Origin of the sequence: Streptodolium elevatio (genome assembly GCF_040649515.1) — a bacterium.
Taxonomy (GTDB): domain Bacteria; phylum Actinomycetota; class Actinomycetes; order Streptomycetales; family Streptomycetaceae; genus Yinghuangia; species Yinghuangia elevatio.
The window spans coordinates 33,396-52,804 of sequence record NZ_JBEZFP010000054.1; the positions used below are offsets into that span (position 1 = coordinate 33,396).

The following is a 19,409-nucleotide window of genomic DNA, read 5'->3' on the forward strand; positions in this document are numbered from 1 at the left end:
CGGACGGAAGGATCACAGGTACGCGGCGGGCCTGGCGGTGGCTTGCCGCACAAGCCGCGCACCGGTCAGGGTGTGCCCGGGATGACGGCGGGCGCACCGTGTCGGGGGCTCTGTCCTGACGGGGGAGCAGCCGGTGGCGGAACAGCAGTGCGCGGGCCGCGGTGACCCAACCCCGGCCCGCGCATTGCCTCGCCTCCGCGACCGCATCCGGCCGGTACCCGAATGCACCCGGGCGGCCGACCCGTGATCGCCGCTACTGCACGCGGGGGACTCGGCCGGTTGACGGTTTGAAGGAGTCTTCAATTGCGCACATGAATTTCCGGGTATAGGACCAGACAGGCCGCCCGACGGGTTGCGGAGGTCGGTCGGCTCTGGTCGTGTGCGGTCGGTCGCGTTCGTCGGGGAGGCGGTCGACGCCAGGCCGGATGCGCGTTGTGCGCGTCCGGGGATCCGGGAGGTCGCCGCGTGGACGTATCCGCAGAGTCGGTGCGTGCGCGGGTGCGCCGTGCCCGGGAGGCACTTGCGGACGCTGCCGAGGGCCAGGACCCCCGTGCCGTTTCCGCCGCGCTGGACGAGTTGGAGGGCGCCCTGCAGTCCGCCCGGGACAACGGCGTGGCCATTCCGGCGGCCGGCGAGGACCAGGAGCCCGGGCGCCCGGGGCCGCCGCGGTCCGGCGGCGGGTCGGACGGGCGCGGAAGGGGTTGAGCGCGGTGCCGGTTCCGCTCTACCAGGCGAAGGCGGAGTTCTTCCGGATGCTCGGCCATCCGGTACGCATCCGGGTGCTGGAACTGCTCCAGGAGGGGCCGCTGCCGGTCCGCGACCTGCTGGCCGCCATAGAGGTGGAACCGTCCAACCTCTCCCAGCAGTTGGCCGTGCTGCGCCGCTCCGGGATCGTCACCTCCGAGCGGGACGGCTCCACGGTCGTCTATCAACTCGCGGGCGGCGACGTCGCGGACCTGATGCGGGCGGCGCGCCGCATCCTCACCGAAATGCTGGCCGGGCAGCGGGAACTGCTGGACGAATTGCGCGAGGCGGAGGCCGCCGCCTCGTGAGGGCACGCTCCGCAGCCGCCCCGGCCGGGTCGGATCATTCGGGTGCGAAGACCTCGTGGTCGGCGGCGGCGGTTCCGAGGCGGTGCAGGAGCACGCTCGTGATCGCCGGGTCGACCTTGAGGGTGATGCCCCAGAGGAAGAAGCCGTGGACGATGCCCTGCCGTATGCCGAGCCACGCCTCGTCCCACTTGGGTGCGTCCACTCCGGCGGCGGCCAGGGCGTCGAGGTAGTGGCGCAGGAGGTCCTTCTCGGTACGCCGGCGGTCCTCGACGGTCAGCACCGACGCGATGTGGTAGCCGACGTCGAGGTACCAGGGGCCGCGCTGCACGAGCTGCCAGTCGACGAAGGCGGGGTGCCCGTCGCTGTCGAGGTAGAGGTTCCCGACGTGGGTGTCGCCGTGGACCACGGTCCAGGGCGAGGCGTCCTCGGCCCGTGCGGCCATGTTCCGGTACGCCGCGAACAGCGCATCGGCGTCGCGTACTTCCGCCGGCACCCCGGCACCGATCTCCGACTCGAAGTTGCTGCGGATCTCCGGCAACCCGCGCCGGGTGGCGTACGAAGCGAGCCGCGGCGCCAGCCAGTTGGCGGTGGCCGCCTGCTCGTCCCCCCAGCCGGAGGCGTGCAGCAGCGCGAGTTGGGACAGGCTCTCCGCCGCCAGGTCAGGGGTGTAGTCGGCGGCGGCGTCGAGGAACACGGCGCCCCGGTGGACGACGTCCTCGGTGATGACCACGTTGTGCTCCGACTCGCGGTCGACGTCGGCGTACACGCTGCTCAGGGTGCGCACGCCGCTGCGGGCCGCGAAGTGGCGGTAGAAGGAGACCTCGAAGAATCCGGCGTGGCGGGCCGGCCAACCGGCCTCGGAGAAATACCCCTTGGCCCACAAAATCGGGGACAGGCCCTCCGGGACGCCCCCTTGGCACTCGATACTGAACGACGCGTTCGTCGCCACGCGACTGATCACGGGGCCCGGCGTCACGTCGGTGACCACGATGCCCGGAAAGCGCGCGGACAGCGCGCTGCCGAGCCAGGACGGCGACATGAGGTCCGACAGCGTCCGCGGAACGGGAGGAGCGGGCCGAGTCATGGACATGGCACACCGATCGCTAGTATTTGATCATGTCGCTGGGATTCTATCCATCGACATGTGCGCGCGGTAGAGCCCGGAGCCGCCCACGCGGTCACTGCGCACGAAGTCCTCGACAAGCCCTGGGCTCCAGGGACATCCACGTCCTTCCGCGGACAGCCGCGCGGGTCGTACGAGCGGGTCCGCGCCGGCAAGCGGAACAGTGGGCGAACGCGCCCACGACGGCGATGATCCCGATCACCAGCGGCAGCAGGGCGGCGACCACGCTGCCGAACACGACCAGCAGCAGGACGAGGGTGAGCGGGATGACGATGGCCTCGGCCAACACCAGTTCCTTGCCGGTCTGTTCGCCCATCTCGCTGAACACCGCGGCCTGGCCGCCGGCCCCGACGGCCAGGCCCCCGCGCGTGGGCCGGTGTAGGCGTCGATGACGCTCTTGGCGTGCTTCTCGCGCTCCGTGTCGTCGCCCTTGACGTGGCGAGGACCACGTCTTCGCGGCCGTCCTCGGAACGGAGGTTGGGGCTGCCGGTGTCCCAGTAGGAGACCACGTTCTCCAGGTTCGGATCCTGCTTCAGGGCGGCGGCTCCGCCGCGACCGCATCGGCGGCATCCGCGCGCTTGCCGTCCAGGAAAGCGGTCAGGCACTCGTGCACGGCGGAGCGAGTCGACTCCCGCCATCGGGCGTGCGCACCCGTGGACGGCGGTGCCCCGCCACCGTGCCCGAAGGCTCCCACGACGGTCATCTCATAGCCTTCCTGCTGACCTCGGCGCGGCACCGCACGGGCCGGCGCTCCCCGGGCCCCGTCGAGGGCCGCCCTCTGCAGGATCACCGGTTGGAACCGCCCGCACTCAAGCGCACGCCCGGCGCCCGGCGGCACGCCACCGCGCACCCCGGGCGCGCCTGTCGACCGGCGCAGTTCGGCCGTACGAACCGTCCACCCCCGGTCGCGGGGCAAAATGCGCGTTCCAGGCTCGACGGGATGAGTGATCATGAGCCGGTCTTCAAACGCAGCAAGTGGGGATCCAACCGCTACGTCCACAACCACCCGGGCCCCGTGGGCATGGCCCTCATCGTCAGCATGCTCATCGGCGTCAGCGTCGTCATGGTCACGCCGGCCACCAGGACCGGGCCGTTCACGGTTCCCGACGACAGCTACTCGCCGCCCCGGCCGACCACCGACAACATCCGGTACGGGGCCCCTGTCCGACCACGCCCTGCCTCTCGACCCTGCGCTCCGCCTCACCCGGCGAATGAGACGAGCCTGTCCCCGAACACGGTCACCACGCACCGCCCGTCGCCGCACTGACGAGGGCTGAAGACTGCCGGGTTCCGGCAGTGCGTTGCGGCCGGGTGGGAGGGGACGATGCGGTCGAGTCGTTGAACGGTGGGGCGAAGGAGGGTGCCATATGTGGGCCGGACCTGGGGTCGCGTGTGTGCTGCGCATTGCCGACGGGCATGTCACCTACCCGGACGGGACGGCGGCCGGGCGGGTGGTGGCGCAGGCGCAGGGCGGAGTGGCGGCGCTGCGGCGGGCATTCGCGCGGAACCCGGAGAGCGCGCGGCTGGACGTCGTGGTCTACGCCGCGGCGGGGCACCCCCTGCTCTGCGTCGTCAAGCACCGGTCGGCCCGCGCGCGTGTGGAGGTGAACGGCCCGAACGGCGATCCCGTGGGGTGGATCGAGAAGAGCAAGGGCCTTGTTCGCAAGACGTACCAGGCCAAGGACGCCTGGGGACGGGTGGTCGGCGAGGTCCGCGACCAGAAGCCGACGCGCCTTGAACCGCACTACTGGGCGTTGCTGCACGCGCCGGACGGAACAGTGGTCGGACGCCTCACCCAACGCACCGAGGTACGTCCGGGCGCGGTGATGGCCGGACTCGCCCGCAATCACCGCACGTGGTGGGAGGCGGACTTGGGGCCGAACGTCGCCGAGCCGTTCCGGACGCTGGTGGTGGGCTTCGCGGGCGTCGTCGGGATGGTCACCGGTCTGGACGCCCGACCGCCCGGACTGGGCGACGTGGCCGGGCAGTTCACCCCCTGATGGCCGAGCACGCGGAGCATCCGGAGCGCCTGGAGCCCTCGGGGCATCCGGAGCGCGCGGAGCCCTCGGAGCACTCCGAGGGCTCCGCGCGTAGGCAAGCGCGGCGTCGGCGCTACTGCCGGAATTCCGGTAGGGACGGCCGCCGGTGTGACCGGTGCCGTTCCGCCCTGCGACGGAAGGTGTGGCTGTCGGTGCTCGTTCTGGCTGCGGCGGCAGTGGTGTTGGCGGTGTTGAGCGTGGGAACAAGTCTCGCGCTGGCCGACCATGTCGAGGAGGACCGCGCGTACCGCGACGCGCGGCCTTGCGCACCGGCCGACGGTGAGGGCCGCGACCGCGCGTGCCTGCGGAGCGTACCGGCCGTGGTGCGTGCGGTGATCGACGTCGGCGGACGGAACTCGCGTCACGAACTACAGCTGACCAGTGCGGAGTTCTCGTACCGTAGGGTGCCGGTCAATGCCTCCGGCCCCCTGCTCGGACAGGTCGCCAGGGGTGACACGGTGTCGGTGACCCTGTGGCGCGACCGCGTCGTGGAGGTGCGCGCGGCGGGCCGTACCGAGGCCACGAGGGACACGCCCTACGAGGACGCGGTCGGCGCCGTGGTGGTGATCGGTCTGACCGTTCCCCTGGTTCCCGTGTCGGCACGGCTCGCGCTGTGGCTGGTGCGCCACCGCCGCGCGGTCGTGGCGGACGAGGTCAACGCCCTGGTGTACGCCTGGGCGCCGGTGGACGCCGGGCTGTCGGCCGCCGCCCTGGCATCGCTCGTCGGGGCGTTGGCCGCGCCGGGGCTCGGGTTCGGCGCGGGCCTGGCGACGCGCTCGGTCGTCGTCGTGGTGTTCGCGGCGCTCGCGTTCGCGGGTGGTTGGGCGGCGGCACGGTCCCTGGCTCCGGCGATGCGGCGGCGCGAGGCCGCCCGCACCGCCGGCACCGGTCAATCATGAGCCGTCAGTGATCCCACGGCGTGCCCCGGCCGCGCCTCCAGCGGGTGCGACTGGGCGAACTCCACGTGCCTGCGGGCGAGTCCGTGCGTACCGTCGACGTCGCCCGCGGCGATCAGGTCGACGAGTTCGCGGTGCACGTCGAGGCCCGCGCGGATGCGCTCGGTGAAGTCCGAGCCCTCGGGGACCTCGTCCACCCAGTGATGCTCGTGCGCCGACCAGAGCGTCTCGGCCGTCCCGAGCAGCAGTTGCATGGTCGTGTTGCCGCACAGCTCCACCAGGCCCTCGTGGAAGTCGCGGCAGGCGCGTACGAACGCGGGTAGGTCGTCCGTCAGTTCCACGCTGCGGGCGTGCAGTTCCCTCAGACGCGGCACCACTTCGACCGCGCGGTCCTCGCGCGCCGCGCACATGCCGGCGCACGCCGGTTCGAGGTTGCGAACGGCCGCCGCGAGGTCCTCGAGCGGGACGCGGCGGCTGCGCAGCACGAGCCCGAAGGTGCGGGCGGCGTCGACCTCGCTCGGCAGTTGGACCGCCAGGCCGCCGGTGTTGCCCCGGCGGACCGACACCAGGCCCTCGGTCTCCAGGATGCGGATCGCCTGCCGCAACGTGGTCTGGCCGACCTGGTACTCGACCAGCAGCTCGCTCTGCTTGGGCAGCAGGTCACCGTCGCGCATGCCGCCGTCCAGGATGCGGTCGCGCAGCACGTTGGCCAGTTCCTCGGCCACGCTCAGGCCCCGCACCCGGCCCCCGGTCGACCTGGCGCTCCCTGGTGTCGCGGTGCTCACGGGCGGCTCTCCTTCTCGTGGTCCTCGGCTTGGCGTTTCCTCGGCTGCTTCGCGGTCCTGGGCCGGCTCCGCGGCCCTCGGCTTCGGCGTCCTCGGCCGCGCGCCCATCGTACGGAGCGGACCCCTGTATTGCCTTAATTAGCTAACATAGCTAACTTAGCCGAATCAGTGAATGGAGGATTCCGTGACCACCGAAGACAGCCGCTACACGGTCATCTCGTCCGACGGCCATGCGGGCGCCGACCTGCTCGACTACCGGCCGTACCTGGATCGCGAGCACCACGAGGAGTTCGACCGCTGGGCGGCCCAGCTCGTCAACCCGTTCGAGTCCGAGCACCTGCTCAGCAAGGCGCAGGACTGCAACTGGGACAACACCGTGCGGGACGCGGACCTGGCGACGCAGGGCATCGTCGGCGAGGTGCTCTTCCCGAACACCGTGCCGCCGTTCTTCCCCCAGACCCAGTTCTTCGTCCCGCCCCCGCCCTCCGACCGGCGCGAGTACGAGCAGCGCTGGGTCGGCCTCCAGGCGCACAACCGCTGGCTCGCCGACTTCTGCGCCCAGGCACCCGGCCGCCGGGCCGGCGTCGCGCAGATCATGCTCAACGACATCGCGGACGCCGTCGCCGAGGTGCGCCGGGTCAAGGAGGTCGGCCTCTTCGGCGGCATCCTGGTGCCCGGCATACCGCCCGGCTCCGCGCTGCCCCCGCTGTTCGACCCGGTGTACGACCCGATCTGGGCGGCCTGCGAGGAACTCGACGTCCCCGTCAATCTGCACAGCGGCGGCGGCGTCCCGGAATACCCGCACGACCCGCGCGGACTCGCCGTGCTGCTCTCCGAGATCACCTGGTTCTCCAACCGCGTGCTCACCCACCTCGTCTTCGGCGGGGTCTTCGAGCGCTTCCCGGGGCTGAAGGTGGCGTTCACCGAGCAGGGCTCGGCCTGGGTGCCGCGCGAACTCGCCAAGCTGGACCAGTTCGTGCGCGTGATGCCGCTCGACGGCACCGCCCAGCATTTCTTCGGCGGCGAGATGATCCGCGGGCTCAGCCTGCTGCCGAGCGAGTACTTCGCACGGAACTGCTTCCTCGGGTCCAGCCCACTGCGCCCCGCCGAGTGCGCGATCCGGCACCAGATCGGGGTCGACCGGATCATGTGGGGTGCCGACTACCCGCACGCCGAGGGGACGTTCCCGTACACCCTGGAAGGCTTGCGGCTGACCTTCGCCGACGTGCCCGAGGACGAGGTACGCGCGATGCTGGCCGGCAACGCCGCCCGCTTCTACGGCTTCGACCTGGACGCTCTCGCGGTCCCGGCCGCCGCGTGCGGGCCGCGCGTCGCCGACGTCGCACGGCCGTTCGGCCGGGACGAGGTACCCGCGGACGCGCTGGGCTCGGTCTTCATCGACCACTTCGGCGCGGAACACCCGGCGCTGGCCGGGTAGTTCGAACCGTACGCGCCCTCCGCGCCACAACCCCGTCCGGCGCCCCGCGCGACCGCCTCCCCGCCGGTGACCCGCCGCCCGTACCCCGCCCTGGCCCCCCGCCCGTGAACCGCTCGCTACGACCCGCCGCGCGGCCGGTGGGTCAGGGCGGGATAGGGGGCGCCGGGCGCGGTGGTGGCGTACAGCGCGATGGTGAGCGGCCGCAGTCCGCTGAGGCGCTGGTCGTCGTCCTCCTCGTCGCGGTCCTGCGGCAGGCCGGTGATGAGGTCCCGGCGCAGCAGCGGCTCCGCGGCGCGGATGTGGGAGCGGACGGTCTTGGTCGCGATCCCCAGGTGCGCGGCGGCCGCGTCGGCGTTGAACTCGGCGAGGACCCAGGTGCGCAGGGTGCGGACCAGGTCGCGGCGGTCGTCGGCGAGCGGCCGCAGCATCTGGTCCGCCCAGATGCGCACCTGCTGGTGCGTCAGCACGTCGTGCAGGGACACGTCGGCCTCGGGGGAGTGCGGCGCGGGGGGAGCGGGCGGCTGGGGGAGAGAGCTGACGATCTGGATGGCCAGCGACAGAATGATGCGGTCCAGCGTGCGGTCGGGGTCGAGGCCGACCGCGGCGCACACCTGGTTGACGCGCCGGGCCACGGTGTTGCGGTGCACACCGATGACGCGCGCCGCCGCGGATGTGCGGAACTCCACTGCCAGCGCGGTGGATTCCAGGATCTGGCTGCCCGATCTGGAGGTGGCCAGGATGGGCCGGAGGAAGGCCTCGGCCCAGGTGTGCGCCGGGACGGCGGGGAGCACGTCCACGAGGGTCGGCGTACGGGTCGCGCTGATGACCGTGCGCTCGGGGTGGTGGGCGGCACGTGCGAGCGCGTCCGCGGCTTCGCCGTATGCCTGGCCGATCCCGGCGAGCGGGTGCACCGGGCTGCCGCCCACGGTCACCCCCGAGGAGCCGAACGTCTGGCGCAGCGATCTGAGTTCGCCCTCCGAGTCGTGCTCGGGGTGCTGCGGCGCGACGATGATGATGTGCTGGTGGAACGCGGGGCAGCGGACCGCCAGGGCGTTCCGGTCGAGTCGGCGTTCCACGTCGGCCATGACCGCCTCCCGGTCCGCGCGGGCACAGTCGACGATGAAGACCCGCGTGGTCTCCACGTCGAGGAGACCGGGCGCGATGCCGGCCAGGACGCGTTGCGCGTGGGTGGCGTTGCCGGTCATCAGGAGCTGGAACGCCGACAGCCGGATGCCGCGGACCGCGGTGGTGACGCTCGCGGTGTCGGCCTCCCGGTGGTGCGGTGCCAGTGCGAAGGCGAGCGTGGTGGCCGCGTGCCCGGTGAGGTTGCGGTCGGCGCGTCCCAGGGGTTCGTCGGTGGCGACGATCAGCACGTGGTCGGCGCCCACCGGGACGGTGCCGGCGAACAGGCCGGTGGGTGTCGTCTGGAGCGGACGGTCCGGGCGCTGCATGACCGACGCGAGGGTGAGCGGGGCGGTCGGCGGCGTGGCCGTGACGATGCCTTCCGGACCGCGCAGGACGACCTCCGCGCGCAACGCCTGCGCCAGCGCACGGGTGACACCGCCGACGGGGTCCGCGGTGTCGAGCTGCGCGATGAGGTCGCCGAGGGTCGCGGCGTGTCGCCTGGCCCGGTCGGCCGCGAGGTCGGCGACGCGCCGCGCGAGCCCGGACCGCCATGCGGACAGCGGGCGGGTGGAGGTCAGCAGAGGGAAGCGGTGGCGCGTCGCCGCGTCCCGGATCCAGGTGACGGCGTCGCCGCCGGGGAAGTCGGCCAGGACGAGCGCTGCGGCACGGCCGACCGCGAGGGCGCCCAGGAGTCGGTCGACGGCCTGGAGTTCCCCGGCGTCGGAGACGATCAGGGCTTGCGAGATGTCCGGACCCATCCACTGGCTGCCGGACAGGATCAGCGCCCGGTGCACCTCGCGGTCGGCGGCGATCGCCGGATCCGGCCCCTGCGGCGCCAGTCCGTACTCCGGTATGGCGGTCACGTCACGCAGAGACAGCATGTCCCGTCGTCACCCCTTTCTCGTCCGTTCGTGTGTCGGCGCCGCCCGCGTACGCGCTGCCCGCGTTTGCGCCGGTCGCGTGGGTAACGGCAGAAGTGTCCACGACACCGTCGGCGCCGCCGCCATCGGCCCCGGTCACGCCGTCGCGGCGGTCCGGGGCGAACACCACGCCCAGGTGCACGGGACACTGCTGGAACGGGCCGGGCCTGCCGGTGATGACCCGCGTCGGTGTCGACAGGTCCCACAGCGCGTCGACGACCGTCTCGATCGCCGCCTCCGCGACGGTCGCGGCCAACGCCTGCGCCGGGCAGTGGTGCGGGCCGGCCGACCACGCCAGGTGGCTGCGGTCCCGCGGCCGGCCGCGACCGGGGCGCGCGGGGTCGGTGCCGACGGCGGCGTGCCCCACCAGAACAGGCACCCCCGGCGCCACGACGACGCCGTGCAGGATCGCCGGACGACGGGCGTAGTGCACCGACGCGTTCGCCACCGGGCACCGCGCGGCGAGGGCGGCGTCCATCGCGCCGCGGATGGTCACCGCGCCGCCGACGAACTCCCCGGCGTACGCGGGTTCGGTCAGCAGCGCATGCAGCGCGGTGCCGATCCAGGCGGCCGTGGGCGCGATGCCGAGCAGAACCATGGAGGACAAAAGGAGTTCGACCTCGCCGGGGCCGAGCCGCGCCGGGTGCGCGAGCAGCCTCGACGTCAGATCGGCCCCGGGCGAGCCCTGCTTCTCCCGCACGATCTCGCGCAGCCGCCGCATGAGCTTCCCGGCCGCCTCCACCGAGTCCGGCCCGGCGTCGACCACCGACCTCGCGTACGCGCGGATCCGGTCGTGGTCGTCCGGGCAGCCGAGGACGTCGGCGACGGCGTGGCCGGCCACCTGGTCGGCGTACTCGGCCATCAGGTCCGCGTGCCCACGAGGCGCGAACCCGCCGACGAGCGCCCGCCCGTGCCGCTGCACGCCGCGTCGGACGGCGTGCAGGTCGACGCCGGCCAGGCAGTCGTCCAGCACGCCGCGCAGCCGCTCGTGCTCGGGGCCGTCGACGTGCTGCAGGCCGCCCGGGCGCAGCAGGGCCAGGTGGGTCGTGGCGACGACGTCCGGCAGCGGAGTCCAGTGCTCCGGGCTCCGGGCAAAGTCCGCGCCGGTGAGCAGCTCGCGCGCCGCGGCGTGGTCGGTGACCACCAAGGCGCGTACGCCGGGCGCGATCTCGGCCCACGCGACGGGGCCCGCCGCGCGCAGCGACGCGTACGCGTCCTCGGGGCTTTCGCTGAACGCCGCGCCGTGCAGCCGCGGCAGCGCGGAGCGGTTCATGGGGTGTGGCTCCCTGCGGGGCGGAGGATGTCGGTGACCAGTGCGACCAGCGCGTGCTTGGCCGATTGCATGGTGCGCGCGTCGACGAAGACGAGCGGGCGGTCGTCGGGAAGGGTCAGGGCGTCGCGCAGCACCGCCTCGGAGTATCCGGGGGATTCCGAGAAGGTGTTGACGGCGACCACGTAGGGGACTCCGGCTTCCTCCAACAGGTCGATGGACGCGTACGACCGGTCGATGTGCCGGGTGTCGACCAGCACCAGGCCGCCCAGCGCGCCGGTCAGCAGCGACCGGATCATGGCCGCGAACCGCGGCTGCCCGGGGGCGCCGAACAGGTAGACCACGATGCCGCCGGCAAGGGTGCGCCGGCCGAAGTCCATGGCGACGGTCGTCGTGGACTTGGTGTCCACCGCCACGTCGTCGACCAGTTCGCCGGCGCGCGTCAGCCGCTCCTCGGTGCGCAGCGGGCGCATCTCGGACACCGTGCCCACGAACGTGGTCTTGCCCACCCCGAACGCGCCCAGGACGACGATCTTCACCGAGCGCGCGCCGTCCGGCAGGTAGCCGCGCTCAGAGGCGCTGGAGGCCATGCAGAACCCTTTCCAGGAAATCCCGTTCGTGCGGTTGCGCACGCGGGACGAACGGATCGGCGGCACGCACGTGGCCGCCGGCGACCAAGCCGGCCGCCACCGCGCGCACCACGCCGCCGGGCAGCTCCAGGCGGGCGCTCACCTCCGCAACCGACAGCACGCCGGGCTCCAGCAGCGCCAGCACGCGCCGTGCCTGGACCGGCAGTCCGGCCGCCGGCGCGGCAGGAGCCAGGGACAGGAGCGTCGCCATGTCGACGCGTGGCCGACCCCGCTTCGGGGTGTCCTCGTATCCGGTGCCGCCGTCCCAGCCCTCCCCGCCGTGGTACGCGGTGCCGACCTCCGCGGGGCCGTCCGTCGCGTCGAACGTCCCGTCGTGGTCCGGCGTGTCCGTGTCGGGGGAGATGACCGTGTGGGAACGGACGACGCCGCGGCGCGTGTGGCCGCCTCCGCCCGCGCCGGAGGTCATACCCGGGTCGGGAACTGGCGGTCCCGGGCCGCCAGGAACGGCCCCAGGGCCTTGATCAGCTTCAAGGCCTTGGACAGTGTCAATTGCACGTTCGGGCTGATCGAGTCACCCTCCACGGCGACCCCCAGGCCGCTGTTCCGGCCGGCCGCGAACAGCAGCACCGTGTACCGCGTGAAGTCCATGATCTGATAGCGCATCAGCAGGTTTTCCGGGGTCGTACGGCAGCAGTCGGCGAACGCGTCCTGCAGCGACGCGATGCCCGCGAAGGCCGCGCAGGACCGCTCCATCTCGTCCCGGCCGAGGCCGTCGGTGCCCGCGAGCGGGAGCCCGTCCGAGGAGAACAGCACGGCGGAGACGACGCCGTCGCCGAGCAACGCGTTGAGCTGCGGGCGCAGGTCGGCCGTGTCGGCGGTGACGTGCGGGAACTCGGACATCCTCGGCTCACCTTCCACTGTCGCTGTCGTCGTCGTAGCCGGCCGCCAGGACGCCCTGCAGCCGGGCGAACCCGTCGGCGAACACCCCGGGGTCGGGCACCTCTTGCTGCCGCGGACGCGTCTCGCGGCGCAGCGCCTCGCGCGGACGCCGCTTGGGCAGGCCCAGCGCGGTGCGCTCCGTCGACTCGTCCGACGCCGCGGAGTCGGACGACGGCCCGTGCACAGGTGGCTCCTGTACAGACGACCCCTGCACCGACGGCCCCGGCGTGGATCGCCCGGGCACAGAAGGCTCCTGCGCAGACGGAACGTGTATGGCCGGCACCTGCGTGGCCGGCACCTGTGCGCGCGGCACCTCGGCGGCCGCCACCTGTGCGGCTGCCGCCTCGGGGTGTGGCGTCCCGGGGCCGGTCGCCTGGGGGAGCAGCCCCTCCGCCACCAGGTGCCGCACCGGGATCAGCAGGTCCGCCCGCACACCTCCGGAGGAGGACGGCGAGAGCCCGACCCGCAGGCCGTACGTCCGGCTCAGCCGTCCGATGACCGCGAAGCCGAGCCTGCCCGGGTCGGCCAGGGCGGTCACATCCGTCTCCCCCGAGGACAGCGCGCGCTCGGCCTCCTGGAGTTGGAGCGGGCTCATGCCCAGCCCGTGGTCGTCCACGGTCAGGCGCATGCCGTTCGGCACGAGCAGCACATGCGTCTGGACGCGGCCCCCGGAGTAGGTGGTGGCGTTGTCCAGCAGTTCGGTCAGCGCCACGATGACCGGTTCCACGACCAGGCCTTCGACCACCGCCTCGCCGGTCTGCGCGACGTACGTGTAGTCGACCGAACTGCTGTGCAGGATGCGCCCGCGCGCGCTCTCCACGATCTCCGCGACGGTGCAGTTCGCGCGCTGGACGCCCGGCCACGACTCGGTCAGGATCCGCAGGCGCTGCACGGTGTGCGCGGCAAGGGTGACGCTGCGGTCCACGCCGGCCAGCGTCCGGGCGTACGCCGACCCGCGTCCCGACAGGCCCAGTTCGTCGTGGTCGTCGAAGGCGTTGTCGATGTCGCGCTGGGCACGTGTCAGGCTCGCCTGGATCTCCTCCGCGGCGACACGCACGCCCGCGCGCGCCGAGTCGGAGACCCGGCCCCGCACGGCGAACGCCGCGTCCCGCATGGCCGCCTCGACCTGTTCGAGCCGGCCCGCCACCTCGGAACCGGTGAGCAGGTCGGGACGCCGCAGCCCGGTGGGCACCGCGGCCCGGGGTTCCCGGAGCCCCTGCGCGACGGCGGGCAGGCGTACGTCGACCAGGTGCTGCAACTCGGCCATCACCAGCTGGAGTTGCGACCAGTGCGTGGCGGCCTCGGTGCGGGCCTCCTCGACCTGCCGCCGCGCGTCGGCGACGGCTCGGTCGGCCGTGTCGGCGGCGGTCCGCTCGCCGAGAGCCGCGGTCTGCGCGGCGCGCTCCTGGGCCCGCCGGAGGCGCTGCGCCGCTCTGCGTTGTCCGGGCCGGTGCCCGAGCCAGGTCGCGGTGGCGGCCAGCGCCGCGCTGGAGGCGCCGACCCACACGTGCACGTCATCGATCATGAGCTCTCAGCCAATCGCCGGACCATCCGGATGAACTCGGCCGCCGCAACCGGCCTTTCCGTACGCCTTTCGGCACGCCTTCTCGTACGTCGTCCGTACGTCCTTCCGCATGCTCAGCCGCGCGGGTCCGCCGTGCCGGAGCGGGCCCGGGGGTCCCGGAACGGCGTGCCACTGAATCCAACGGGCATCGGTCTTCCTCGTCTGTGACGCCGCGCGGCCACGTGGCCGGATCCTGTCCCTCGGCCGGAGCTGCGGCGCCCAGCACGCTAGGGCATGCCCGGGCCGGCAACCACGGCCGTGGTGCACCATTTTCGGAGCGGAACAGGGCCGCGGTGCACACTTGCGGGCCCGAAACGGTGCGGCCATGCACACGTCCGGCCGCACGACAGGGCTGTCAGGCACCATGCGCCGCGACCGCGACCGGCCCGATCGCGGTGTGCCCCTGTCATGAAAAGGGTGAAACGGCCATCCGCATCGTTGTCTATCCCGGGTGCGCGGCGTGAAGTCACGCTGTCTGGTTGGCGGTCCGGCGGCCTCGATCGCAGAATGAGGCCGCCGGCCAACCGGTGCGTTCGAGCCCGCGGGCGGAAACGCGGAGATGGTGCACGGGGTCCCTCCGCGGAGGTGAAATTTGTGCACCAGGGCCGTGGCAGCGCGGCGCCGTCCCCGCCTACCGTTCTCGGCGCGGGCCGCGGAATCGCGGGAAATCCCGTACCCCTGAACGAAATTGGCGTGGAAGTCGAGGAATACCGATGCCTGCTGGATTCAGTGTCACGACGATTCAGGACACACCCGCAAATGCCGTCGTGGACGGAATCACCATGCGTTTGCTGAAGGAGGGAACAGCCGAAGATCCTTCGGTGGTGATGGAGCTGACATTTGCACCGGGTGCCGCGTTCGGCGAGGACCGGCACGCGCGTCCGGAGATCCTGGTGGTCACCGAAGGCGTGCTGTCGGACGGCCACGCCGACCACCCGAAGGGGAGCGTGGTCGTCGGCTCCCCGGGATCGGTGCACTTCCCTCGTTCCGCCGACGGCTGCAAGGTGCTGGTCGTCCACCCCGCCGGGGTGTAACCCCTAGCCTTGGTAGGGGTCTTCGAGCAGCGGGATGCACGGTGACAGGAGCGGCTCGGGGTGCTCGGTCAGCCGTCCGCGGACCATCCTGATCACGCGTACCTCGTTCTCGTGACCGGAGTCCTCGTCGTCGCGCACGTGGAGCAACCCGTACGACCCGGGCGCCCGTACGCCGACCTCGGCGAAGAACGCCAAAATCCCGGCGTCGCGGTGGTTCGGAAAGCCGCCGAAATGGACGAAGGCCTCTCCGTTCATCCATCGCAGGTCCAACAGATAGGGGCTGTCGATCTCGCGGATGCGCTCCCGGATTCCGTCGGCGATCCGGCGAATTCGGTCCACGTCGTGGTCCGCGTCTTCCGCGCCGGCGGTGTCCTGGACGTTGATCCACCCGTGGTACTCGAACATGGGCCGGACCCTACAGGCCCTCTCGGAGGCCGGCGGCCGCATTCCCGGCCTCCGAGAGATCGAGGGCTTTGGTCACGCTGAGCGGGATCAACCCGTTGACACGGGGGTGTCCATGACGCGTTCGTGGCCGACGCGGCGGGTTGCGCCGGTCAGGCACACCGTTGTCCGGAGCCGTATGCCGGCGTACGAGGCTCCGGTCATCAGGGCGTGCAGGTGGAAGGTCACGTGCGCGGATTCGCCGGGGGCGGGCGTGACCCGGTGAATCCGGCCGGCCGACCGGTCGGACGGACGACCTGGGCCACGGGCGGCCGACCTGGGCCACGGGCGGCTGATCGCCCGTGAAGGCGCCGCCTGGCGACCGGGGCGCGGCGCGACCGGCGGACAGTGAGAGGATCCGCGCATGAGCACGCCGGACGGCCCCACCGACCTGGTGGGGATGCGCGAACGCAACCTCGCCCTGGTGCTGGCGGAGATCGACCGCAGCCAGCCGGTGACCCGGGCCAGGCTCGCGGAACTCACCGGCCTGACCAAGACCACCGTCTCCGCCCAGGTGGCGGCGCTCACCGGGCTCGGCATCGTCAGCGCCGACGACCCGGTGCCCGGCGGCCGCGGGCGGCCCGGCGCCCCGGTGTCCGTGGCGTCCGGCCCGATCGCCGGGCTGGGTCTGGAGATCAACGTCGGCTACCTCTCCGCATGCGTCGTCGACCTGACCCGCCAGGTGCGCATCCGCCGGACCGTGGCCCGCGCCGAGGCCGGCGACCGTCCCCAGGACGCCGTCGCGGCGCTCGCGAACCTGGCCCGCCTCGTCACGCGCCAGGCGCGGCGCGCCGGGCTGGTACTCGCCGGAACGACGGTCGCCGTTCCGGGAGTCATCGACGGGAAACTCGTCAATGCCCCCAATCTGCGCTGGGACGCGCTGCCCGCGGCCGACTTCCTCTCCGACGCGATCCCGAGCCGGCCCCTCCCGATCACCGTCGACAACGAAGCCAACCTCGCCGCGCTCGCCGAGCTGTGGTTCGGCGCCGGTCCCGGGCTCGGCGACTACGTCCACGTCTCGAGCGAAACCGGCATCGGTGCCGGAATCGTCGTCTCCGGAGCGCTCTTCCGCGGCGCGCACGGCGCTGCCGGAGAACTCGGCCACGTCATCGTCGCCCCGGACGGGCCGCCGTGCCGCTGCGGCGGCCGCGGCTGCCTGGAGCAGGTCGCGGGACTGGACGCGCTGCTGTCGGTGGCCGGCATCCGGGTGCCCGCCGGCGCCAACTCCGACGCCGCGACACTCGGCACCGCGGTCCCCGACCGGCCGCCCGGTGCCGGCGCGGCCGAGCTGGTGCGCCGCCTCGAAGCCGGCGACCGGCGCGCCCTCGACGCGGCCCGGCAGGCGGGACGCGGACTCGGTGTTGCGCTCGTCGCGGTGGCGAACCTGTTCGACCCGGCTTCCATCGTCCTCGGCGGTCTGCACGCGCAGATCGCCCCTTGGACGACTCCCCATATTGCCGCCGCCCTGGAGGCCGGCGGAGGTCGGCTGCGGGGCCGGAGCCCCGTCCTCCGAACGTCAGAGGTCGCGGACGGCGCCGTCCTGGGCGCCGCCGGAGAGGTCGTCGCGCGCATCCTCGCCGACCCGCTGGCCGTGGCGCGGCAGGAACGAGCCAGGTAGGCCCGCCGCCCGCTGCGGGCAGCCCCGGCACTGGGCCGGGACCTCTAGGCAGCGCCTACGCAGGCCCGTAGCGGGCCCGGCGGAACTGTGAGGGTAAGGCCCCGTGCTCACCCCGCGGCCCGGTCACGATGCGGAAGGACCTGCGGTTCGGGCTGTGCCCGAGTCCGGCAGTGACACCCCCGGGCGTCGTGGCTACCGTCGTCCCAGCGTGGACCGCACGTGGCGTACTTCTTCGTGCAGCTCACGCAAGACTCGCCGATCCGCAGTGCCAAGGCCGGTGCAGGCCGACGTCCGCGTCCGCCTTTGCGGCGGCTGCGAAGTCGGCCGTACGGTCGACGCCTGCATGCTGCGCAAGCAGGACAGCTGGCTGATGCCGCAGAAGCAGCACATCGCATACGCCGGCACCGGCGCGGGGGAGGTCATCGCCGTCGGGATCCGGATGGGCCTGTTCTGCGTGATCGTCGAAGTCCCGTTCGTCGCCTCGTCCTTGGTTCTCCTCGTGCTCGCCGTCAGAACACCGGCACCCCGCCCCTGCCGCGACCCGAAGTGACTTGGCGCGCCTGCGGGATCACCGGAAGTCGAAGACCGACCAGCAGATGTCGTTGCGCAGGCGCTGGTCGTCCAGCACGAGTTCGCGGATCTCGTCGGGCAGCTGATCGCGCTGCCACCGGCACTCCAGGCGCCCGGCGCTCTCCGCTTCGTCCGCCGGAGCGGCCGCGCGCGCGGCCTTGATCGCGTAGGCCGCGGCACCGAGTTCGTGTGCCGCGACGTGCGCCACGACCGCGGCCTGGCCGGCGGCGAACGCCGCGTGCCGGGCGGCCCCGGTCAACACGCGCGCCGCGGCCATGGCGTGGCCGCCCGCCGCTCGGGACTCGGACATCTTGACCTCACCGCGGGTCCACGCCCGGACCTGCGCGATCGCCGCGCGGGGCCGGGGGTCCGACGGCTGGACCGCCTCGAAGAGCGGCAGCACGTGCTCCGCGCAGGCGGCCGCCCATCGGGCCAGGAGCCGGTGGTCGGCGTCGGTGAGCGTGCCCCCGCGCCGAATCGTGGTGAAGCGGGGGTCGCGCTCCTTGGGCAGGATCACCGTCCGACCCTAACCGGACACCGCGAAGGACCCGAAAGCCGAAGCAATGCGGCCCCACCGGACGGGCCCGTGTCGGTGCACTTCGAACGGGTGAATTCGGGGTGGGTCGCCGCATCGAGACCCATCCGGGCGGAGGGGCGCGCCGAACCTGCCGCACGTGCCCGCGACCGGCGGGCCGGACGGAAGGAGCCGTGGTGGCAGAGCCCATCGACACCCGGCTGTTGCAGGGCCTCACCGAGCAGTCCGAGGACCTGCACAGCGACGCGACGCGGTTGACCCGCGCCGCACTCGACGAATACGCCGACACGGCGGCGGAGCGGTACGGGCGCCGCCGCTGGTGGCGTCCCGGGTTCCTGGGCGGCGTGGCCGCCGGCGCGGTCCTGCTGGGCGCCGGCCGGGCCACCGCGGCGAGCGCCGCGGACGACGTGATGGCGCTGCAGACCGCCGCGTCGCTGGAGAACCTTGCGGTGAACGTCTATACGACCGCCGCCGGACTGCCGTTCATCCAGAACGGCAACGCGGTCGTCAAGGCGTTCGTCGAGAAGACGAATGCGCAACACGCCGCCCACGCCCGGGCGTTCAACGCCGCCGCGGTCAATGCCGGCGGCAAGCCGCAGACCGGGCCCGATCCGAGGTACGCGGCCGTCGTGCAGCAGGCGCTGCCGACGATCAAGGGCCCGGCAGATGTGGTCAAGCTCGCGATCACGCTGGAGGACGTCGCGGCGCAGACGTACACCAAGAACGTGTCGCAGGTCTCCGAACCGGCGCTGCGCCGCCTGTTCGGGTCGGTGGCGCCGGTCGAGGCACAGCACAAGGCGGTCCTGCTGGCGGTGCAGGCGCTGCTGGCGGGCAATGCCGCCGACCTGGTCGTGTTGCCGCCGGACGCCGCCAAGCTTCCGGCCGCCGCCGGGTCGGTCGGGTTCCCCGACGCCTTCTACCCCACCAAGGACGCCTCCCCGATCGATGAAGGGGCCGTGAAGTGAAGCGCGACCGACAGCAGTTCGACGGCACCGAGGCGGAACTCGCGGCACTGACCCGCGAGGTCGACGAGGCCCACCGGGCGACGCTCCCGGCGATGTACGCGGCGGCCGCCGAACTCGGCGCCAAGGCCGGGGAGAAGCGGCACGCCGCGAGGCGCGGCGCGGACGAGGGCCTGCCGGACGCGGGCCTGGACCGCCGCCGGTTCCTGCGCGGGCTGGGCGTGGTGGGCCTGTCCGCGTTCGCCCTGGCGGCGTGCTCGGACGACGACGGGAAGGGCTCGTCCGCCGACCCGAAGGCCTCGGCATCGGGGCAGGCCGCTCCGGCTCCGTCCGGCACGTACACCGGCGACCTCCAGGTCGTGGCGCTCGCGGCGGCCTTGGAGAACCAGGCGGTGGGCGCGTACCAGGCCGCGATCTCGGCCGCCGGGGCGGGCAAGCTGGGCACCGTACCCCCGGCCGTGGCGAACTTCGCGACCACCGCGATGGCCCAGCACGCCGACCACGCCAA

22 protein-coding genes and 1 pseudogene are annotated in these 19,409 nt (G+C 72.9%); 11 read left to right on the forward strand and 12 right to left on the reverse strand.

Annotated features, from left to right (window positions below; genetic code table 11):
• Positions 1–465: 465 nt before the first annotated feature.
• Positions 466–705 (forward strand): hypothetical protein, encoded by a 240-nt coding sequence (locus AB0C36_RS21035; protein WP_358356172.1) that lies wholly within the window; start codon positions 466–468, stop codon positions 703–705.
• 5 nt (positions 706–710) lie between these two features.
• Positions 711–1,052 (forward strand): ArsR/SmtB family transcription factor, encoded by a 342-nt coding sequence (locus AB0C36_RS21040; RefSeq protein WP_358356174.1) that lies wholly within the window; start codon positions 711–713, stop codon positions 1,050–1,052.
• Positions 1,053–1,086: 34 nt separating this feature from the next.
• On the opposite strand, the gene AB0C36_RS21045 is transcribed toward AB0C36_RS21040, so the two are convergent.
• The 3 genes from AB0C36_RS21045 to AB0C36_RS21055 form a co-directional block, all read right to left on the reverse strand.
• Positions 1,087–2,142, reverse strand: a complete 1,056-nt coding sequence (locus tag AB0C36_RS21045; protein WP_358356176.1) for a phosphotransferase — start codon at positions 2,140–2,142, stop codon at positions 1,087–1,089.
• 88 nt (positions 2,143–2,230) lie between these two features.
• Positions 2,231–2,503, reverse strand: coding sequence for an MMPL family transporter (locus tag AB0C36_RS21050; protein WP_358356178.1), 273 nt, complete (start codon positions 2,501–2,503; stop codon positions 2,231–2,233).
• A 204-nt stretch (positions 2,504–2,707) separates the two neighbouring features.
• Complete coding sequence (locus tag AB0C36_RS21055; protein WP_358356179.1) at positions 2,708–2,878, reverse strand: hypothetical protein; 171 nt, start codon at positions 2,876–2,878, stop codon at positions 2,708–2,710.
• Positions 2,879–3,115: 237 nt separating this feature from the next.
• On the opposite strand from AB0C36_RS21055, the gene AB0C36_RS21060 reads away from it, so the two are divergent.
• The 3 genes from AB0C36_RS21060 to AB0C36_RS21070 all read left to right on the forward strand — a co-directional run bounded on the left by AB0C36_RS21060 (position 3,116) and on the right by AB0C36_RS21070 (position 5,113).
• Positions 3,116–3,442 (forward strand): hypothetical protein, encoded by a 327-nt coding sequence (locus tag AB0C36_RS21060; RefSeq protein ID WP_358356180.1) that lies wholly within the window; start codon positions 3,116–3,118, stop codon positions 3,440–3,442.
• Between the two features lie 100 nt (positions 3,443–3,542).
• Complete coding sequence (locus tag AB0C36_RS21065; protein WP_358356182.1) at positions 3,543–4,175, forward strand: hypothetical protein; 633 nt, start codon at positions 3,543–3,545, stop codon at positions 4,173–4,175.
• A gap of 191 nt (positions 4,176–4,366) precedes the next feature.
• Positions 4,367–5,113, forward strand: coding sequence for a hypothetical protein (locus tag AB0C36_RS21070; RefSeq protein ID WP_358356183.1), 747 nt, complete (start codon positions 4,367–4,369; stop codon positions 5,111–5,113).
• On the opposite strand, the gene AB0C36_RS21075 is transcribed toward AB0C36_RS21070, so the two are convergent.
• Positions 5,104–5,895: a FadR/GntR family transcriptional regulator gene (locus AB0C36_RS21075; RefSeq protein ID WP_358356185.1), complete on the reverse strand. Its 792-nt coding sequence runs from the start codon at positions 5,893–5,895 to the stop codon at positions 5,104–5,106. The genes AB0C36_RS21070 and AB0C36_RS21075 overlap by 10 nt on opposite strands.
• A gap of 184 nt (positions 5,896–6,079) precedes the next feature.
• Here AB0C36_RS21075 and AB0C36_RS21080 point away from each other — a divergent pair, with 184 nt between their 5' ends.
• Positions 6,080–7,333 carry an amidohydrolase family protein gene (locus AB0C36_RS21080; protein ID WP_358356186.1) on the forward strand — a complete coding sequence of 418 codons (1,254 nt, stop codon included), beginning with the start codon at positions 6,080–6,082 and terminating at the stop codon, positions 7,331–7,333.
• Positions 7,334–7,449: 116 nt separating this feature from the next.
• Here AB0C36_RS21080 and AB0C36_RS21085 read toward each other — a convergent pair whose 3' ends face one another.
• The 6 genes from AB0C36_RS21085 to AB0C36_RS21110 are packed head-to-tail and all read right to left on the reverse strand — an operon-like array spanning position 7,450 to position 13,702.
• A complete protein-coding gene (locus AB0C36_RS21085; protein ID WP_358356188.1) occupies positions 7,450–9,339 on the reverse strand; it encodes a helix-turn-helix domain-containing protein in 1,890 nt (629 codons plus the stop codon).
• Positions 9,323–10,651 (reverse strand): cytochrome P450 family protein, encoded by a 1,329-nt coding sequence (locus tag AB0C36_RS21090; protein ID WP_358356190.1) that lies wholly within the window; start codon positions 10,649–10,651, stop codon positions 9,323–9,325. Before AB0C36_RS21090 ends, AB0C36_RS21085 begins: the two co-directional genes overlap by 17 nt.
• Positions 10,648–11,238, reverse strand: a complete 591-nt coding sequence (locus AB0C36_RS21095; RefSeq protein ID WP_358356191.1) for a GTP-binding protein — start codon at positions 11,236–11,238, stop codon at positions 10,648–10,650. Before AB0C36_RS21095 ends, AB0C36_RS21090 begins: the two co-directional genes overlap by 4 nt.
• Positions 11,219–11,704, reverse strand: a complete 486-nt coding sequence (locus AB0C36_RS21100) for a DUF742 domain-containing protein (RefSeq protein ID WP_358356193.1) — start codon at positions 11,702–11,704, stop codon at positions 11,219–11,221. Before AB0C36_RS21100 ends, AB0C36_RS21095 begins: the two co-directional genes overlap by 20 nt.
• Positions 11,701–12,138 carry a roadblock/LC7 domain-containing protein gene (locus tag AB0C36_RS21105; RefSeq protein WP_358356194.1) on the reverse strand — a complete coding sequence of 146 codons (438 nt, stop codon included), beginning with the start codon at positions 12,136–12,138 and terminating at the stop codon, positions 11,701–11,703. Before AB0C36_RS21105 ends, AB0C36_RS21100 begins: the two co-directional genes overlap by 4 nt.
• Before the next feature lie 7 nt (positions 12,139–12,145).
• A complete protein-coding gene (locus AB0C36_RS21110) occupies positions 12,146–13,702 on the reverse strand; it encodes an ATP-binding protein (RefSeq protein ID WP_358356195.1) in 1,557 nt (518 codons plus the stop codon).
• Between the two features lie 752 nt (positions 13,703–14,454).
• Between AB0C36_RS21110 and AB0C36_RS21115 the strand changes: the two genes are divergently transcribed.
• The gene (locus tag AB0C36_RS21115; RefSeq protein ID WP_358356197.1) at positions 14,455–14,775 is read left to right on the forward strand and encodes a cupin domain-containing protein; all 321 of its coding nucleotides are present in this window, start codon (positions 14,455–14,457) and stop codon (positions 14,773–14,775) included.
• 3 nt (positions 14,776–14,778) lie between these two features.
• On the opposite strand, the gene AB0C36_RS21120 is transcribed toward AB0C36_RS21115, so the two are convergent.
• Positions 14,779–15,180, reverse strand: a complete 402-nt coding sequence (locus AB0C36_RS21120; protein ID WP_358356198.1) for an Imm7 family immunity protein — start codon at positions 15,178–15,180, stop codon at positions 14,779–14,781.
• 400 nt (positions 15,181–15,580) lie between these two features.
• Between AB0C36_RS21120 and AB0C36_RS21125 the strand changes: the two genes are divergently transcribed.
• Positions 15,581–16,834 (forward strand): ROK family transcriptional regulator, encoded by a 1,254-nt coding sequence (locus tag AB0C36_RS21125; protein ID WP_358356200.1) that lies wholly within the window; start codon positions 15,581–15,583, stop codon positions 16,832–16,834.
• Positions 16,835–17,177: 343 nt separating this feature from the next.
• Positions 17,178–17,384, forward strand: coding sequence for a hypothetical protein (locus AB0C36_RS21130; protein WP_358356202.1), 207 nt, complete (start codon positions 17,178–17,180; stop codon positions 17,382–17,384).
• 18 nt (positions 17,385–17,402) lie between these two features.
• On the opposite strand, the gene AB0C36_RS21135 is transcribed toward AB0C36_RS21130, so the two are convergent.
• Positions 17,403–17,921 carry a putative immunity protein gene (locus AB0C36_RS21135; RefSeq protein WP_358356203.1) on the reverse strand — a complete coding sequence of 173 codons (519 nt, stop codon included), beginning with the start codon at positions 17,919–17,921 and terminating at the stop codon, positions 17,403–17,405.
• 194 nt (positions 17,922–18,115) lie between these two features.
• Between AB0C36_RS21135 and AB0C36_RS21140 the strand changes: the two genes are divergently transcribed.
• Together AB0C36_RS21140 and AB0C36_RS21145 are read left to right on the forward strand one after the other, a co-directional pair.
• On the forward strand, positions 18,116–18,904 hold the full coding sequence (locus AB0C36_RS21140; protein ID WP_358356205.1) for a ferritin-like domain-containing protein: 789 nt from the start codon (positions 18,116–18,118) through the stop codon (positions 18,902–18,904).
• A pseudogene (locus AB0C36_RS21145) lies at positions 18,901–19,409 on the forward strand (hypothetical protein); the annotation flags it as partial. The gene AB0C36_RS21140 and the pseudogene AB0C36_RS21145, both read left to right, overlap by 4 nt.

Excerpts from the sequence above, each read along its gene's own strand:
- AB0C36_RS21100 (WP_358356193.1), bottom strand. The coding sequence starts at position 11,704 with ATGACCTCCGGCGCGGGCGGAGGCGGCCACACGCGCCGCGGCGTCGTC.
- AB0C36_RS21125 (WP_358356200.1), top strand. The coding sequence starts at position 15,581 with ATGAGCACGCCGGACGGCCCCACCGACCTGGTGGGGATGCGCGAACGC.
- AB0C36_RS21065 (WP_358356182.1), top strand. The coding sequence starts at position 3,543 with ATGTGGGCCGGACCTGGGGTCGCGTGTGTGCTGCGCATTGCCGACGGG.
- AB0C36_RS21095 (WP_358356191.1), bottom strand. The coding sequence starts at position 11,238 with ATGGCCTCCAGCGCCTCTGAGCGCGGCTACCTGCCGGACGGCGCGCGC.
- AB0C36_RS21120 (WP_358356198.1), bottom strand. The coding sequence starts at position 15,180 with ATGTTCGAGTACCACGGGTGGATCAACGTCCAGGACACCGCCGGCGCG.
- AB0C36_RS21060 (WP_358356180.1), top strand. The coding sequence starts at position 3,116 with ATGAGTGATCATGAGCCGGTCTTCAAACGCAGCAAGTGGGGATCCAAC.
- AB0C36_RS21110 (WP_358356195.1), bottom strand. The coding sequence starts at position 13,702 with ATGATCGATGACGTGCACGTGTGGGTCGGCGCCTCCAGCGCGGCGCTG.
- AB0C36_RS21085 (WP_358356188.1), bottom strand. The coding sequence starts at position 9,339 with ATGCTGTCTCTGCGTGACGTGACCGCCATACCGGAGTACGGACTGGCG.
- AB0C36_RS21130 (WP_358356202.1), top strand. The coding sequence starts at position 17,178 with ATGCTGCGCAAGCAGGACAGCTGGCTGATGCCGCAGAAGCAGCACATC.
- AB0C36_RS21105 (WP_358356194.1), bottom strand. The coding sequence starts at position 12,138 with ATGTCCGAGTTCCCGCACGTCACCGCCGACACGGCCGACCTGCGCCCG.
- AB0C36_RS21115 (WP_358356197.1), top strand. The coding sequence starts at position 14,455 with ATGCCTGCTGGATTCAGTGTCACGACGATTCAGGACACACCCGCAAAT.
- AB0C36_RS21090 (WP_358356190.1), bottom strand. The coding sequence starts at position 10,651 with ATGAACCGCTCCGCGCTGCCGCGGCTGCACGGCGCGGCGTTCAGCGAA.
- AB0C36_RS21045 (WP_358356176.1), bottom strand. The coding sequence starts at position 2,142 with ATGTCCATGACTCGGCCCGCTCCTCCCGTTCCGCGGACGCTGTCGGAC.
- AB0C36_RS21055 (WP_358356179.1), bottom strand. The coding sequence starts at position 2,878 with ATGACCGTCGTGGGAGCCTTCGGGCACGGTGGCGGGGCACCGCCGTCC.